The organism is Marinactinospora endophytica (assembly GCF_054780875.1).
In genome coordinates this window covers 19,070-34,051 of record NZ_BAAGVM010000002.1, presented here as the reverse complement: position 1 = coordinate 34,051, position 14,982 = coordinate 19,070, and the positions used below count along the sequence as shown (strand labels likewise).

The window sequence follows — 14,982 nt, the reverse complement described above, 5'->3', positions numbered from 1 at the left end:
GCAGACAACGGCGCGGCCCGGGACGGCCACCGTCCTCTCCTCGTGGCACACGACCGCCACGGTCTCGCCCCTCTACGAGAACGGACCCGCTCGGGCGCGCGCGACCTGGCCACGCGCCCGAGCGGGTCCTCTCGGCGGAGGGTGTGGGATTTGAACCCACGAGGCCCCGTAAGGACCTAACGGTTTTCAAGACCGTCGCACTCGGCCACTATGCGAACCCTCCAGTCCCCGTCTCCGGGGTGCCGGAAACGATGCTAGCTCACCTCGGCCACGCGAACGCCTCCCCCACGGTGGCCGCGAGTTCGAGGAAGGCCTCACGGGTGGCTGGATGCATCCGCTCCAGCACGACCTCGGCCCCCTCCTCCAGGTGCGCGTCCCACGGCACCCGGACCACCGTGCGCACCCGGTTGGCGAAGTGCCCTTCCAACCGGTCCAGGTCCACCGTGCTGCGCCCGTGCGGGCGCACCATCGCCAGCACCACCACCGCGCCGCGCACCAGGTAGCCGTACTCGTGCGCCTCCAACCAGTCCAGCGTGGCGCTGGCGCTGCGCGCCCCGTCCACCGACGGCGTGGTGACGACGATGATCTGGTCGGCCAGCCCCAGCACCCCGCGCATCGCCGAGTGCAACAGCCCTGTCCCACAGTCGGTCAGGCACACGGTGTAGAAGTGCTCCAGCAGCCGCGACACCTCGCGGTAGTCGGTCTCGCTGAACGCCTCCGACACCGCTGGATCCTGGTCGGAGGCCAGGATCTCCAACCGGCTGGGCGACTGCGAGGTGAACGCCCGGATATCGGCGTAGCGCTGGATCTGCTCCTTCTCGTTGAGGAGGTCGCGGATGGTCGCCGCGGTCTCCAGGTGCACCTTGTCCGACAGCGTGCCCCGGTCGGGGTTGGCGTCCACCGCCAGAACCCGGTCGCCGCGCAGCGACGCCAGCGTCGATCCCAGCGCGACCGTGGTCGTGGTCTTGCCCACCCCGCCCTTCAGCGAGAGCACCGCCAGTCGGTGGTGCCCGCCGGCCACGTGCGTACGCGCCCGTGCCACCAGTTCGCGGCGGCGCAACTCCGCCGCCGACTCGCCCGGATGCACCAGCCCGAACGTCACCGCGTGTACTGCCTTGCGCCATCCACCCGCCGGAGGGCTGCGTCGCTCACGCACCAACGGTCCCAGCCCTCCATCGGGCACCGGCTGCGGCCCAGTCGCCACCGGCGGGACCTGCGCCCCCTCTGGCTGGGCGGGGAGGGCCGAACGGGCCCCGGGGTCCGGGGTCGACCGCTGCCACGCCGGCGCGGAGGCTCCGTCCCCCACTCCGGTGGGAGGGGACGCCCCCTCCGCGTCCGGTGGGGTGGGTGCCGTCCGGTGGGGCGGCGAAGGAGGCGTGAAGGGCTCGCGTGGTCCGGACGGGGCCCCCTGAGGCCGGGGCGACGCCGAGGGCGCCTCCGGAGCGGGCCCGCGACGCGAGGGCGGGAACGGCTCACCGTGGGGAGGGGCATGCGGTCCCGGCGTGTCCCCCTCCCACGGCCGTGGCATCGGGGTGTCCGGCTGCGGTGCGGGCGGAGCGGCGGGAGCGGGTGTGTCCGTGGCGGGGGAGGAAAGGTCCGCGTCCACCGGGGGCAACGGCTCGGGCTCGGGGAGGTCGTCCTCCGGCTCGGGAACGGGCGTCCGTGGTTCCCCGGCCACCGGAGGCGGGGTGGCAGTCCGTTCCGGGACAGCCGGCGGAACCGAAGGCGGGGTCGCAGTCCGCTCCGAAACAGCCGGCGGAACCGAAGGCGGGGTCGCAGTCCGCTCCGAAACAGCCGGCGGAACCGAAGGCGGCGGGGGAACCACGGGCGGTCGCGGACCGGTGGGAGAGGCCGGCGGTTCGGCCTCCCGCGTGCCCTGTTGCGGTGGCCGTCCCGGCTCCCCCGCCCGGGACGGCGTACGCCAACGCGGCCCGGAGTCGTCGGATCGGCCGGGGCTGCGTTCCTCCCGTGGTGGCATGGCGGGCTGCCCCGGGAAGGGAGTGTGGCCGGAGGGCGGTAGCGGAACCGAGTAGGGCGACGCCGGCATCCCCCCACTCGTGGAGGGCCGGGCGTAGGGCGGCGGAGGCGGGATCGGTCCCACCTCGAAGTCGTCACCGAACCACTGGTCGGCGGGAGAGGGCGCCAGGTCCCCGGCCTCGTCGCCCGGCACCGCGTCGCGCTCGCGCTCATCGCCCGCTTCTCGCCCATCGGCGCGCTTGGGACCGTCGTGCTCTGTGTGTGCCACCGCGGTTCTCCTCATAGCGGGACATGCGGAACAAGGTGTGGGCACCGTCGAAACGGGCGGTGTGCCGCCGGACGCCCCGATCAGGTCATCCAGAGTCGCGACTTCTCCCCTCCCGCGTCAACTGCGTCAAAACTACCGAGGAGGAAACACCCGCGGAGAGGTGGCGGCCGACCAGTGGAAAAGAATCCGGACCGGGAAAACGCCTGGGGGTAGCGTTCACGTATGCGAGCGATTGTCATCAGTGAACCCGGCGGTCCCGACGTCCTCACCTGGTCCGAGGTCCCCGACCCTGTCGCGGGCCCCGGCGAGGCTCTGGTCGAGGTGACGGCCACCGCTGTGAACAGGGCCGATGTCAGCCAGCGGCAGGGCAGCTACCCGCCGCCGCCCGGTGCGCCGGAGTACCCGGGCCTGGAGTGCTCGGGGCGGATCGTGGAACTCGGTCCCCAGACCGAGGAGGCCGGGTGGAAGGTCGGTGACGAGGTCTGCGCGTTGCTCAGCGGTGGCGGGTACGCCGAACGGGTGGCGGTCCCCGTCGGCCAGTTGCTGCCGATCCCCTCGGGGGTCGGGCTCGTCGAGGCGGCGGCGCTTCCCGAGGTGGCCTGCACCGTGTGGTCGAACGTCTTCATGCGGGGTGGGCTGCGCTCGGGTGAGTCTCTCCTGGTCCATGGGGGCGGCAGCGGTATCGGGACGTTCGCGATCCAGCTCGCCCACGCTCGGGGGGCCCGTGTCCTCACCACGGCCGGCAGCAGGGAGAAGTTGGACCGCTGCCGCGAACTCGGCGCCGACGTGGGCATCGACTACCACCGTGAGGACTTCGCCTCGCGGGTGAGGGAGGAGACGGGCGGGGCCGGTGTCGACGTGATCCTCGACATCATGGGCGGCTCCTACCTCGACGCGAACCTCCGCTCGCTGGCCGTGGGTGGACGACTGACCATCATCGGCCTCATGGGCGGGCGCAAGGCCGAGATCGACCTCGGCCGGATGCTGGTCAAGCGGCTGTCCGTGCACGCCACGACCCTGCGCTCGCGTCCCACCGCGGAGAAGGCGGAGATCGTCGCCCAGGTCGCCGAGCACGTGTGGCCCCTGGTCGATGCGGGTTCCCTCCGGCCTATCGTGGATCGTGAGCTTCCCCTGTCGCAGGCGGCCGAGGCACATCGCATCATGGAATCGAGTGCGCACGTCGGCAAGATCGTGCTCACGAACTGACGAAGGCTTCGCCGCCCGTTGTCCCACACGTGAACAGGTCGCAAGGTGAGAGTTTGATGAGCAACGGATTCAACGAAGAGCAACCGCACGTCCTGATCGTGGGCCCTGACGGCGCCCCCGTCGCGTCCGGCGAGGCTTCAGACCGAGAGGCCTCCGAGAAGTCCGACCACGAGTCGGAGGAGCGTCCGGTCACCGAAATGGTCGAGCAGCCGGCGAAGGTGATGCGCATCGGCAGCATGATCCGCCAGCTCCTCGAGGAGGTGAAGGCCGCGCCCCTGGACGAGGCCAGCCGGGCGCGTCTGAAGGAGATCCACGCCAGCTCCATCAAGGAGCTGGAGGACGGTCTGGCTCCGGAGCTGGTGAACGAGCTGGAACGACTGTCGCTGCCCTTCACCGAGGGCGAGACCCCCAGCGACGCCGAGCTGCGGATCGCCCAGGCCCAGCTCGTGGGCTGGCTGGAAGGGCTGTTCCACGGCATCCAGACGACGCTGTTCGCCCAGCAGATGGCCGCTCGCGCGCAGCTGGAGAACATGCGCAAGGCCCTGCCCTCGGGTCTGTCCCACAACGTCCAGGGCCAGGAGGCGCCCGGCGGGCACGGGCACCCCGGTCACGGGTCGGGCCCCTACCTGTAGGGGCACCACCACTGGGGGCGGGCGCCCGTGGCGCCCGCCCCTCGGTGTCACTTCTTGTCGATCGGTTCCAGGACGTCGCGTCCGACGAAGGGGCGCAACGCCTCGGGGACGACCACGGAACCGTCGGCGCGCTGGTGGTTCTCCAGGATGGCGACGATCCACCGGGTCGTGGCGAGCGTGCCGTTGAGGGTCGCGGCGAACCGCGGTTTGCCGTCCTCGTCGCGGTAGCGGATGTTGAGCCGCCGCGCCTGGAAGTCCGTGCAGTTGGAGGTGGAGGTCAGCTCCCGGTAGCGGCCCTGGGTGGGCACCCACGCCTCGCAGTCGTACTTGCGGGCGGCGCTCGTCCCCAGGTCCCCGGCCGCGATGTCGACGACGCGGTAGGGCAGTTCGAGGCGGTCGAGCATCTCGCGTTCCCAGGCGAGCAGCCGCAGGTGCTCCTCGTGGGCGCGGTCGGGATGGGTGTAGACGAACATCTCGACCTTGTTGAACTGGTGTACCCGGATGATGCCGCGGGTGTCCTTGCCGTAGGAGCCCGCCTCGCGGCGGAAGCACGACGACCAGCCGGCGTAACGGGCCGGGAGCGTGTTGGCGTCGAGGATCTCGCCCGCGTGGTAGCCGGCGAGGGGGACCTCGGAGGTGCCGACGAGGTAGAGGTCGTCGGCGGGCAGCTGGTAGACCTCGGCCGCGTGGGCGCCGAGGAACCCCGTTCCCTCCATCGTGTCGGGCTTCACCAGCACCGGCGGGATCATCGGGGTGAAGCCGTTGGCCACCGCCTGCTGCATCGCCATGTTGAGCAGGCCCAGCTCCAGCATGGCGCCGACACCGGTGAGGAAGTAGAAGCGCGCGCCGGAGACCTTCGCGCCCCGCTCGGTGTCGATCGCGCCGAGCATCTCCCCCAGTTCGAGGTGGTCGCGCGGGGTGAAGTCGAACTCGCGCGGGGTGCCGACCTCCTCGACCACCACGAAGTCGTCGACGCCGCCCTCGGGCGCCCCCTCCTCGACAAGGTTGGGCACCCCCGACAGGGTCTGGTCGAGTTCCGCGGCGATCCGCTCGGCCTCGGCCTCGGCCGCCTTGACGTCGGCGGCGAGCGTCTTGGCCTTCGCCAGGATCTGCTCGCGCTCCTCGGGGGAGGCCTTGGACACCGACTTGCCCACGCTCTTCTGTTCGGCCCGCAGGGACTCGAAACGCGCCAACGCGGAGCGGCGGCCGGAGTCGAGCTCCAAGAGCCGGTCGACGATCGATTCGTCTTCGCCGCGGGCTCGCTGTGAGGCGCGGAGTCGGTCAGGGTCATCCCGGAGAGCACGCAGGTCGATCACGTGAGCAGGTTACCGGTGATATGGACCGGTGACACGCGGATTACCCCGCCGGGCGTCCGCCGGGCCGGCGAAAGCGGCCACCCCAGGCGGATGTCAGCGGATCCGGCCGGAACGGACACGTTCCAGCCACTCGGCCGCCGCGTGGAAGTCGGCGTTGGAGTTGCTCCTGGAAGGCATGAACGGGGTGTAGTCGTTACCTGCGGCGGAACGCGGATAGCTGCCGAGGAACCGGATGTCGGTGCAGATACGCCGTAGCCCCATGAGGGCCTCGCCGACCCTGGCCTCGGCGACGTGCCCGTCGGCGTCCAGGAAGAAGCAGTAGCGTCCCAGGCCGTCACCGGTGGGCCGGGACTCCAGCCGGGTCAGGTTCACCCCGCGCACCGCGAACTGGTCGAGCAGCTCGGCCAGGGCGCCCGGATGGTCGTCGGTGAGGAAGGCGACGAGCGAGGTGCGGTCGGTCCCGGTCGGTTCGGGCAGCGGGCCGGGACGCGCGATGCGGACGAAGCGGGTGGCCGCCTCGGAGCGGTCGCCGATGTCCTGGGCGATCGGGCTGAGCCCGTAGCGCTCGCCGGCGATGCGCGCGGAGATGGCGGCGTCGTAGGGCGCCCCCGGCTCGGCGACCGCCCGCGCGGCCGCGGCGGTGGAGGAGACCGTGGTGGCCTCGGCGTGCGGTAGGTGCCGGGACAGCCAGCCCCGGCACTGCGCGAGCGCGTGGGAGTGGGTGGCGACGCGCTTGATGTCGGCGAGGGTGGCCCCCCCGCGGGCGAAGAGGAAGAACTCGACCGGGACCTCGACCTCGGCGGTGATGATCAGGGGCTCGCCGTTGATCAGCTCGGCCAGGGTCGCGGTGACGCCGCCCTCGACCGAGTTCTCCAGCGGGACCACCCCGGCCGTGGCCTCGCCACGGCGTACCGCCGCGAACACCGCGTCGACGCCGTCCGAAGGGACCGTGTCCTCGGGGGCGACTCCGGGTTCGAGGGCCCGTAGCGCCGCCTCGGTGAAGGTGCCCTCGGGCCCCAGGTAGGCGTAGCGGTTCGGCATACGAAGCAGGTTATACCCAAGGTCGGGGCGGTCGCCGGACATCGCGCGGACAGGTCGGCGGCCGGATCCCGGGCTCAGCGGCGGCCGGCCTCATGGCGGGTCTCCTCGAGCTCCCGGCACCGTGGGGCAGGCTCGTCGGAGGCTTCAGCCTGGCGTGGGGAGGCCGGCCGGCGTCCCTTCCCTCGCGTCTCTGCGCCGGGTCGATCGTTCGCCGAGGCTCCCCCCGCCTCGTCGTCCACGCGGCGGGGGGCCTCCGTGGGGGCGCTGACGGGGACGACGGCGGGGGGCGGGGCCGCGTCGTCGGAGGCGGAGTAGCCGGGGCCTCCGCCGAGGCGGGCGGCGCGGACCGCGCGGTACTCCTCGGGGGAGAACGCCTCGACCGCCTTGCCCCCCTCGACGGTCTTGGCATAGGTGCGGGTCTCGGTACGGCCATTGATCGAGGTGAGGACGACCCCGTCTCCCGCGGCGTTGAGCATGGCCAGCGAGAAGGAGCGGGCGCCGGACATCTCTTCCAGGGCGTCATAGCGCACGATCGCGACATCGCGGATGGCCCGCGTGTCGACCTCCCCCGCGTCGGCGACCAGCCGCCGTACCACGGTTCGGCATTCGTCGACGGTCGCCCGGGCCCGGCGGAGGGCCAGAGCGCCCAGCAGGGCGCCACCCAACCCGAGAAGGAGACCGGTCATCGCCAGGATCATGGTAGATAGCACGATCCGAGCGTAATCATTACCGACCGTTTATGCTCGCATACTCCTAGTGTTTCTTCCGGCCCGCCTGGCCGACGCCGCGCGCGAGACGCCTCGTGACGCCGCGCACACGCTCGCCCGCGTTGCGCAGGCCGCGCGACAGGGTCGGCCGGAGCTCGCGCGCGGCGAGCGCGCGACCGACGTCCGCGAACTGCCGGGCGCGATGGAGCTGGGCCCGCAGGTCGGTGCCGGTGGCCCGGTGTTCCAACGGCACCTCGACCTCCAGGACCTGAAAGCCCTGGCGGAGCAGGTCGATCGTCAGGCCGGTCTCGACCCCGAACCCGGGGGCGAGGGGGCGGGCCGCCTCGAAGGCCGCCCTGGTCAGACAGCGCTGGCCGTTGAGCGGCTGCTCGGGTTCCCAGCCGGTGGCCCGGCGAATGCCCTCGCGCGCCAGGCGCACCACGAACCCGTGCCCGCCCAGGCGCATGCGCGTCGCCGGGAACAGCGCGATCGTCATGTCGGCGGCACCGGAGAGGACGGGTTCGATGAGGGGCGCGGCCCCACTCGCGGTGTCGGCGAGGTCGGCGTCGAGGAAGAGCAGGTGACGGGGAGACGCGACAAGGCCGTTCGAGGTCTGCTGCTCCTCGATGAGGCGGACGCCTTCGGCGCCGCTCTCCATCGCCGCCCCCTTGCCCCGGTTACGGCCGTGCCGGACGACCCTGGCACCGGCGTCGGCGGCGACGGTCGCGGTGCCGTCGGTGGATCCGTCGTCGACGACGAGGACGAGATCGACGCCGGGCAGCGCCCGCGCCGCCCGGACCGTGGCCGCGATGCGTTCGGCCTCGTCCTTGGCGGGGATCACGGCCGCGACGCGCGCTCGCGCGTCGCGGCCGGGGGCCTGGGAAGCCATCGGGTGTCCTTCGGACCTCAGGAGGTGACGCCGCTACCTGCTGCGACGGGGAGGGTGTCGGCCGACGTGTGCACCGTGAAGACGGCGTCGAGCCCGGTGATCTGCAGGATCTTGGTGACAGCGGGCCGTGGGGCGACGAGGACGAGGTCGCCGCCCTTTTCCCGGGCCCGTTTCATCGCCGACAGCAGCACGTTGATCCCGGTGGAATCGCAGAAGTCCACTCCGGACAGGTCGGCGATCAGCCGGGACGCCCCGCCGTCGAGCGCGCCGATGAGTTCGTCGTGCAGACGCGGTGCCGTATAGAGGTCGATCTCACCACGAATGGCAACCATGGCGTGATCCGCATGAGATTGACTTGAGATCTTCAACTCCACAGTCGAGACTGTAGCGGTCACGCGGAGTCGTGGCCACCTCGTCGGCCGTGTTTCGTGGGACCTCACGCATTCGGGTGATTAGCCGGCCTCTCGCGGGGAAGGTTAAGCTCTCATCCCCTGTGACGTGGCCAGCTCCCCGCTCCGGTCCGAGCCGCGCGAACACGTCTCCACCGGCGTACCGGCGTGCCCGCCCACGTTCCCCTCGTCGGCCGGGATGTCGATGACGGCCCACACCGTGGTGGTGCTGTCGTCGACTTCGGTCCCCCACTTGGCGGCGAGGTGCTGCACGATCCCCAGCCCCCGGCCGCCGAGCGCCGACAGGGACGGCCGCGCGATCCTCGGCAGCGTCTCGGCCCCGCCGTCGCTGACCGAGATCTCGATCCACCCGTTGGCCGCGGGCTCCTCGGGGACGAGCACGATGTTCCAGCACACCCGGACGGTTCCGGTGGGAAACGGCGGAGGTAGGGGCGCGGCGTGCCGCAGCGCGTTGCTGAGCAGCTCGCTGACGATCAGCGCCGCGTCGTCGATCTTGGCTTCGCCGATCCCCAATGCGTGGAGATCCGAGCAGAGGTGTTGACGTGCGCTGGTGACACTCGACGGCGCATGTGGCAGCAGTACGGCCCTCGACACGTCCTTCTCCTGTTCCTCGGCGCGCTGTCCCCGTACGGCCGGCTGTCCCGGCCCGGCTCCGGAGGAACGTTGTGGCGGTGGCGCGCCCTGACGTCGGTGGTGCGTTGTCTCTTTCCGGCCGCTTGGCGACCCTGATCTCGTCCTCGAACCCCGCCAGGGCCGAAATGCCCCGTTCGCTCCCCCCGGAAACCCATCACGTCCGGCCGATCGGAGAGCAGGTCATCGCAGTTGGGACTCCTCGGCCTCTCCGGAGGGCGGGACGACCGGCGGGATCGCGATGTCGGGAGAGGGGTTCCGGACACACTGTAATGTGAATCTCATTCGCGTTCCACGCGGTTCCCGTCGATGCGCGGTGACCTCACCGCTCTGCGCCCGTGCCAGCCGGCGCACGATGTACAACCCCAGCCCGATCCCGCCGAACCTGCGGCGATCCCCCGCCTCGCCCTGGACGAAGCGCTCGAAGATCCGCTCCTCGTCACCGGGGGCGACGCCGATCCCCTCGTCCTCGACCGTGATGACGACACGGTCGCCCTCGACCGCGGCCCGCAACGTCACCGGACCGCCCTCGGGCGAGTACTTGAACGCGTTCTCCAGCAGCTGACCGATGATGACGTCGGTGGCCACCGGGTCGCCGAGCACCTCCGGCAGCGACTCGGGCAGCTCCAGGAGAAGCCGGTGCCGTCCCGAGAAGGGATGCAGCGCGGACATCGACCCGCGTAACAGGCGGGCGACGTCGAAGGGGACGTTGTCCACGTCGAGCTCGCCGGTCCCCGCGTGCGAGCCGAGCAGCACGTTCTCGACCAGGTGGGCCAGCATCGTCGACCGCTCGGCGATCGTGGCGACCGCCGACCTGCGCGCGGCGTCGTCCATCTTCTCCCAGCGCTGCACCAGCGTGTTCGCGAAACCCTGGACGACCGTGATGGGGGTGCGCAGCTCATGCCCGGTCGTGGCGAGGAAGAGGTCCTTCTCCTCCTCCAACGCCTTGGCCTGGGTGATGTCACGGAAGTCGACGACCCGCTCGCCCGTCTCGGGGATGTCGGCGATGAGGATCTCCAGCCAGCGCCCATTGTCCAGGCGGTGCTTGATCGGCTCGCCCTGGCCCGCGGGGAACGGGAAGGGCGGCATCCGCCCCACCACCTCGGCGGAGGACAGCCCGGTGAGCTCGGCGGCGGAACGGTTCCACTTGCGGACCCTGCCCGCCTGGTCCAGCACCGCGATGCCGTCCGCGCTGGCGTCCACCACGGCGTGCTCGTGGGCCCGCCTGCGGACCATCTCCTGGTAGGCCATGGCGTTTCCCAACGCCACCCCGGCGTGGGCGGCGAGGAGCTCCAGCAGTTCGAGCTCGATGTGACCGACCTTGCCCTTGCTGTAGAGGGCGTACAACGCCCCATAGGGACGGCCCTGCACGTTGGACACCCCCAGGGCGATCGTGTGCAGTCCTTCGAGGTCGGCCCAGATGAGGTCGCCCAGGGAACGTGTGTCGTCGGTGGCCAGCAGGACGGTCTTGCCGCTGCGCAGCAGCTCACCGAACAGGCTGGACTCCAACGAGGCGGTGTAGCCGCGCAGGTGGTCGGACAGCTGGGTGAGGCTGACCAGGCGCAGCCGGTCCTCCTCGATCAGCACGAACCCCCCGGCGTCGGCGCCGGTCAGCTCGGTGAGACTGTGGGCGATGCGGTCGAGGACGGCCGGGAGGTCGAGATCGGCGTTGATGTCGGCGACCACGTCGGTGAGGCGGCGTACCAGCCGAGCACGCTCGGCCATGTGACTGCGGACCGCCCCGGCGTCCTCGGAGGCGTGGAACACGTTGACCCATCCGGCCGCCCGGCCCTGGCCGTCGTAGAGGCAGCTGGTGTCGGCGCGGACATCGATGACCCGGCCGTCCCGGCACGACCGACGGGTCAGGATGGACACGGGCCCGCCCGCGCGCACCCGCTCCAGCACCGCGTGGTGCTCGGCCACGAGCTCCTCGGGAACGAACGGCGCCGGCCCGCCGATGAGCTCGTCCGCGCGCCAGCCGAACATGCGTTCCGCCGCGGGGTTCCACACGACGACCCGCAGTTCGGTGTCGACGGCGACGATCGCGTCGGCCGCCGACGTCAAGACGGCGTCCGCGCTGAGGGAACCAGGCTCGAACGTCACGTTCGTCATAGTGCCATTCGCCCACCGGTGCGCGACGTGGGAACGGCGAGGTTGGTGCAATTGGGTGCCTCTTCCTCGCCACGCCTCCGCCGTCCGACCCCTCTGACGTGGCATCCTGCAATCCCCGCCGAAGACGGGGTGATGCGCGAGGCGAGGACGGACGTGACAAAGACCTGGAGCGAGGAGCGGCCCGGCGATCCGGACCTGGGCGGCGACCTGGACGCGCTCATCCGCGCGACGTCGTCCTGCCCGCCCCCACCGCCCGCGCCTCCCCGCAGGAGCGCGCTTCCCCGGGAGGCGCTGGACGTGGTCACCGGCACCGTCGAGACACCCATCGGCGTCCTCTCCCTGGCGCTGACCCGGCGCGGCCTGGTGTCGTGCTCGTTCGACGCCGAGGAGACCGTCCTGCCCCGGCTGGCCCGGGCGGTCTCGCCGCGGATCGGGGCCCACGAGGCCGGGCTGGATCCGGTCAGGCGCGAACTCGACGCCTACTTCAACGGCAGGCTGACGTCGTTCACCATCCCGCTGGACCTGCGCCTCACCAGCGATTTCGGCCGGCTCGTCCTGCGCTCGCTGCTCGACGTCGAACACGGGACGACCACGACCCACGGCAGGCTGGCCGCGCGCATCGGCCGGGGCAGGGCCATCCGCGCCGTCGCGAGCTCCCTCGCGACGAATCCGGTCTGCGTGCTGCTGCCGTGCCACCGCGTGGTGCCGGAGGACTATCCCGAGGACACGGGCCCCTACGCCGGGGGCCCCGAGGCCAAACGCTTCCTGCTGGGGTTGGAGGCGTTCACCACGGCCCGCACCGATTAGGGGCCGTGGCGGCGCGGGACATCGCTAGACGACCCGGGGGTCCTCGCCGTTCTCGCTGGTCATCGGCCGGCCGGCGAGCGCCCAGGCGCTCATCCCGCCGGCGATGTTGGCGGCCTGCCAGCCGGCGTCGTTGAGGGCCTGCACCGCCTGGGCCGAGCGTCCACCGACCCGGCAGATGACATAGACCTGCCGATCGCGCGGGACCTCGCCGGCTCGCTGGGCGAGGTCGCGCAGGGGGATGTGGACGGCGTGGGGAGCGTGCCCGGCCTGCCATTCGTCGTCCTCGCGCACGTCGAGCAGGTAGCCGTCCATGGGAACGGCGTTGACCTCGACGACCGGAACATTTCCACCAAACACCCGAAAAACCCCTTGCGTCACAATCCGTATGGGAGAAACTACGAACGGGAACCCCGCAACGGGCGTTCGCGTCCAACAGGGTATGCGCACGCACATCACGGCGAACGCGCCGATCCACATCGCCGCACTCGCCAGCCTGGGGCTCCTGCTCGCCGGATGCGGCGGAACCACCGGGGACGAGGGCCACACCCCGGCCCGATCCCCCGAGACGGCCCCCGCAACGTCGCCGTCCGCCTCCCCTTCCACCCCCGCCTCGCCGGCTCCCCCGCCCGGTGACGCGGCCTCCCCCTCGACCACCCCGGACCCCGCCGAGACCGAGCTCGTCATCGAGATCTCCACCGACGGAACGGACGGCCCGGCCTCACCAGGGGAGTGGCGCCTGTCCTGCTCTCCCGCCGCCGGAGACCACCCCGACCCCGAAGCCGCCTGTCAAACGCTGGCCGAGGTCGGCCCCGAGGCGTTCGACCCCGTTCCCGCGGGGCGCCCGTGCACCCACATCTACGGCGGCCCCGAGGTCGCCACCGTCACCGGCCACGTGGGCGACCACGAGGTGGATGCGGAGTTCTCCAAGGCCGGCGGATGCGAACTCGACCGCTGGGAACGGCTCGGTCCCGTCCTGTCCCCCTGAGCCCGCCGGGTGTGAACGGCGCGGGGCCGTCGTCGGCCCCGCGCCGTCAGGGAACGTCCCAGAAGGCCAGCTCGTGGCGCATCCCCTCCATGAAGAGACGCTCGGCGCGGTCCGGATCGGGCCCCGCCTCGTCGAGCATCTGCGCGCACCGGCGCGCGAGCGCGGCGAACCCCGGATCCGCGTAGGTGTCGATCCAGGCGCGGTAACGCGGCTCCTCCGGCGGGTTCTGCGCCAACCTGGCCCCCAGTTCGGCATAGCCCCACATGCACGGATACAGGGCGGCCAGACCGTCGGCGTAGTCGGCCGCGGCCTCCAGCAGCCAACCGGTGTAGGCCGCGCAGGCCGGCCCCTTGACGGCGCCTTCGAGGTCGGCGCCGAACTTCCCCGCCAGCGAGCGGTGCAGGCTCAGCTCCTCGTGCCAGGTCGAGTGCGCCAGGTCGACGAGATCGCCCAGATGGGCGTCGGGGGCCTGCCAGGCGAGCCGGCTGAAGACCCGCACGTAGTCGAGCAGGTAGAGGTAGTCCTGTTCCAGCCATGAGCGGAACACGCGCTCGTCGAGGTCGCCACGCGCGATACCGGCCACGGTGGGGTGGGCGAGTTGGGCCTCGACCAACGGGCGGCCCAATTCGTGGAGTCGTCGGCTCGTCGTCACGCGGCCCAGTCTGGCACGCACCGGAAATCCCCCGGCTGCGAGGCCGCCTCACTCAGGAGCACGGCCTCCCCCGACACGACGAAGGCCCCGTCCCAGCCGGTCCGGCCGGGGCGGGGCCCCTCGACACGTGGGCGAGGAGGGATTTGAACCCTCACGTCCGCTAGGACACACGGACCTGAACCGTGCGCGTCTACCGTTCCGCCACCCGCCCGAGTGACATATATCTTGCTTATCGCCTTGGTGATCCCGGCCCTTGAAGGCCGTCCCCCTGGCGACAGAGATAAGGCTAGCACGGTCGTGACACCACTCGCGCACCTTCCTCGCGACGGGACCGTGAGCAGGCAACCCTGCCCACACGAGTGCGAGAGTGAAGCAGAGGGCACGATTCCACGGTTACGATCGTCATACATCGGGAGTGGAGTAGGGGAGGTACCTCGTGGGAGTGCTCCAACGCTTCGAGCGCAGGCTCGAAGGGATGATCGAAGGCACCTTCGCGCGGGCCTTCAAGTCGGAGCTCCAGCCCGTCGAAGTGGCCAGCGCCGTACAACGGGAAATGGACGAACGCGCTGCGATCGTGGCCCAGGGCCGCACCCTGGTGCCCAACGACTTCGTCGTCGAGCTCGCCGGCTCGGACAAGGAGCGCTTGGAGGTCTACGCGGACAACCTCGGCCAGGAACTGTCCAAACTGGCCCGGGAATACGCCACCGAACAGGGATATTCCTTCGTCGGCCCGGTCCGGGTGCAATTCGATACCGCCGACGACCTCCAGACCGGTCGTTTCCGGATCCGGTCCGGCGTCATTCGGGGAACGACGATCGAGAACAACGAGGTGCGCCGCCCGGTGAGCGATCACCCGCGCGGCGGTGCGGCCATCGCCGGCCGGCCACGCCTCCTGCTCTCGCCGGGCAGCAACACCCACGACGGCAGCCCCGCCGCGCAGGGAATGCAGCAGTCCTACGAGCTCAACGCCCAGGTGACGCTGCTGGGCCGGGGAACCGACTGCGACCTTCGGCTGGTGGACAACGGGGTCTCCCGCCACCACGCCGAGATCCGGGTCGAAGACGACGAGGCCGTCCTCGTCGACCTCGGCTCGACCAACGGGACCTTCGTCAACGGCCAGCAGGTCAAGCGCGCCCGTCTCGTCGACGGAACCCGCATCAGCCTCGGCCGGACCGTCATGACCTTCCGCCGCGACTGAACCTTCGATCCCCGCATTCCTCGGAAACCGCCCGCTTCTCAGCGGGGGAGCGGGCGGCCCGAGCCACCCCGAACACTGGTACGACCAGGCCAGGAGGACGTTCTCCCGCAGATTTGACCGATCGGGCACAATAACCGGGTCCATTGGGTTCA

14 protein-coding genes, 2 tRNA genes and 1 pseudogene are annotated in these 14,982 nt (G+C 71.2%); 5 read left to right on the top strand and 12 right to left on the bottom strand.

What is annotated here, in order from left to right:
* Positions 1-135: 135 nt before the first annotated feature.
* Together ACYVHU_RS03965 and ACYVHU_RS03960 are read right to left on the bottom strand one after the other, a co-directional pair.
* Positions 136-223: transfer RNA gene (locus tag ACYVHU_RS03965), tRNA-Ser, on the bottom strand.
* A 36-nt stretch (positions 224-259) separates the two neighbouring features.
* Positions 260-1,624: pseudogene (locus ACYVHU_RS03960) on the bottom strand (MinD/ParA family ATP-binding protein); the annotation flags it as partial.
* Positions 1,625-2,467: 843 nt separating this feature from the next.
* Here ACYVHU_RS03960 and ACYVHU_RS03955 point away from each other — a divergent pair.
* Positions 2,468-3,451, top strand: coding sequence for an NAD(P)H-quinone oxidoreductase (locus ACYVHU_RS03955; protein WP_498947542.1), 984 nt, complete (start codon positions 2,468-2,470; stop codon positions 3,449-3,451).
* Between the two features lie 56 nt (positions 3,452-3,507).
* Positions 3,508-4,083, top strand: a complete 576-nt coding sequence (locus ACYVHU_RS03950; protein ID WP_432937844.1) for a bacterial proteasome activator family protein — start codon at positions 3,508-3,510, stop codon at positions 4,081-4,083.
* A 47-nt stretch (positions 4,084-4,130) separates the two neighbouring features.
* On the opposite strand, the gene serS is transcribed toward ACYVHU_RS03950, so the two are convergent.
* The 7 genes from serS to ACYVHU_RS03915 form a co-directional block, all read right to left on the bottom strand.
* Positions 4,131-5,399 (bottom strand): serine--tRNA ligase, encoded by a 1,269-nt coding sequence (gene serS / locus ACYVHU_RS03945; protein WP_432937841.1) that lies wholly within the window; start codon positions 5,397-5,399, stop codon positions 4,131-4,133.
* A gap of 93 nt (positions 5,400-5,492) precedes the next feature.
* Positions 5,493-6,440, bottom strand: coding sequence for a prephenate dehydratase (gene pheA / locus ACYVHU_RS03940; RefSeq protein ID WP_078763620.1), 948 nt, complete (start codon positions 6,438-6,440; stop codon positions 5,493-5,495).
* 74 nt (positions 6,441-6,514) lie between these two features.
* Positions 6,515-7,150 (bottom strand): DUF4446 family protein, encoded by a 636-nt coding sequence (locus tag ACYVHU_RS03935; RefSeq protein WP_327309168.1) that lies wholly within the window; start codon positions 7,148-7,150, stop codon positions 6,515-6,517.
* A gap of 43 nt (positions 7,151-7,193) precedes the next feature.
* Positions 7,194-8,036, bottom strand: a complete 843-nt coding sequence (locus ACYVHU_RS03930) for a glycosyltransferase family 2 protein (protein ID WP_432937835.1) — start codon at positions 8,034-8,036, stop codon at positions 7,194-7,196.
* 17 nt (positions 8,037-8,053) lie between these two features.
* Positions 8,054-8,410, bottom strand: coding sequence for an STAS domain-containing protein (locus tag ACYVHU_RS03925; protein ID WP_078763657.1), 357 nt, complete (start codon positions 8,408-8,410; stop codon positions 8,054-8,056).
* 102 nt (positions 8,411-8,512) lie between these two features.
* Positions 8,513-8,959: an ATP-binding protein gene (locus ACYVHU_RS03920; RefSeq protein ID WP_394330078.1), complete on the bottom strand. Its 447-nt coding sequence runs from the start codon at positions 8,957-8,959 to the stop codon at positions 8,513-8,515.
* A gap of 300 nt (positions 8,960-9,259) precedes the next feature.
* On the bottom strand, positions 9,260-11,179 hold the full coding sequence (locus ACYVHU_RS03915) for a sensor histidine kinase (protein WP_235001145.1): 1,920 nt from the start codon (positions 11,177-11,179) through the stop codon (positions 9,260-9,262).
* Positions 11,180-11,341: 162 nt separating this feature from the next.
* Between ACYVHU_RS03915 and ACYVHU_RS03910 the strand changes: the two genes are divergently transcribed.
* Complete coding sequence (locus ACYVHU_RS03910) at positions 11,342-11,995, top strand: methylated-DNA--[protein]-cysteine S-methyltransferase (protein ID WP_498947538.1); 654 nt, start codon at positions 11,342-11,344, stop codon at positions 11,993-11,995.
* A gap of 24 nt (positions 11,996-12,019) precedes the next feature.
* On the opposite strand, the gene ACYVHU_RS03905 is transcribed toward ACYVHU_RS03910, so the two are convergent.
* The gene (locus ACYVHU_RS03905) at positions 12,020-12,352 is read right to left on the bottom strand and encodes a rhodanese-like domain-containing protein (RefSeq protein WP_078763626.1); all 333 of its coding nucleotides are present in this window, start codon (positions 12,350-12,352) and stop codon (positions 12,020-12,022) included.
* 82 nt (positions 12,353-12,434) lie between these two features.
* Between ACYVHU_RS03905 and ACYVHU_RS03900 the strand changes: the two genes are divergently transcribed.
* Positions 12,435-12,980, top strand: a complete 546-nt coding sequence (locus ACYVHU_RS03900; protein WP_498947536.1) for a subtilase-type protease inhibitor — start codon at positions 12,435-12,437, stop codon at positions 12,978-12,980.
* A 46-nt stretch (positions 12,981-13,026) separates the two neighbouring features.
* Here ACYVHU_RS03900 and ACYVHU_RS03895 read toward each other — a convergent pair whose 3' ends face one another.
* Positions 13,027-13,632, bottom strand: coding sequence for a TenA family protein (locus ACYVHU_RS03895; protein ID WP_498947535.1), 606 nt, complete (start codon positions 13,630-13,632; stop codon positions 13,027-13,029).
* A 128-nt stretch (positions 13,633-13,760) separates the two neighbouring features.
* Positions 13,761-13,843 (bottom strand) — tRNA-Leu (locus tag ACYVHU_RS03890).
* Between the two features lie 225 nt (positions 13,844-14,068).
* Between ACYVHU_RS03890 and ACYVHU_RS03885 the strand changes: the two genes are divergently transcribed.
* On the top strand, positions 14,069-14,830 hold the full coding sequence (locus tag ACYVHU_RS03885; protein WP_432937818.1) for an FHA domain-containing protein: 762 nt from the start codon (positions 14,069-14,071) through the stop codon (positions 14,828-14,830).
* Positions 14,831-14,982 lie beyond the last annotated feature (152 nt).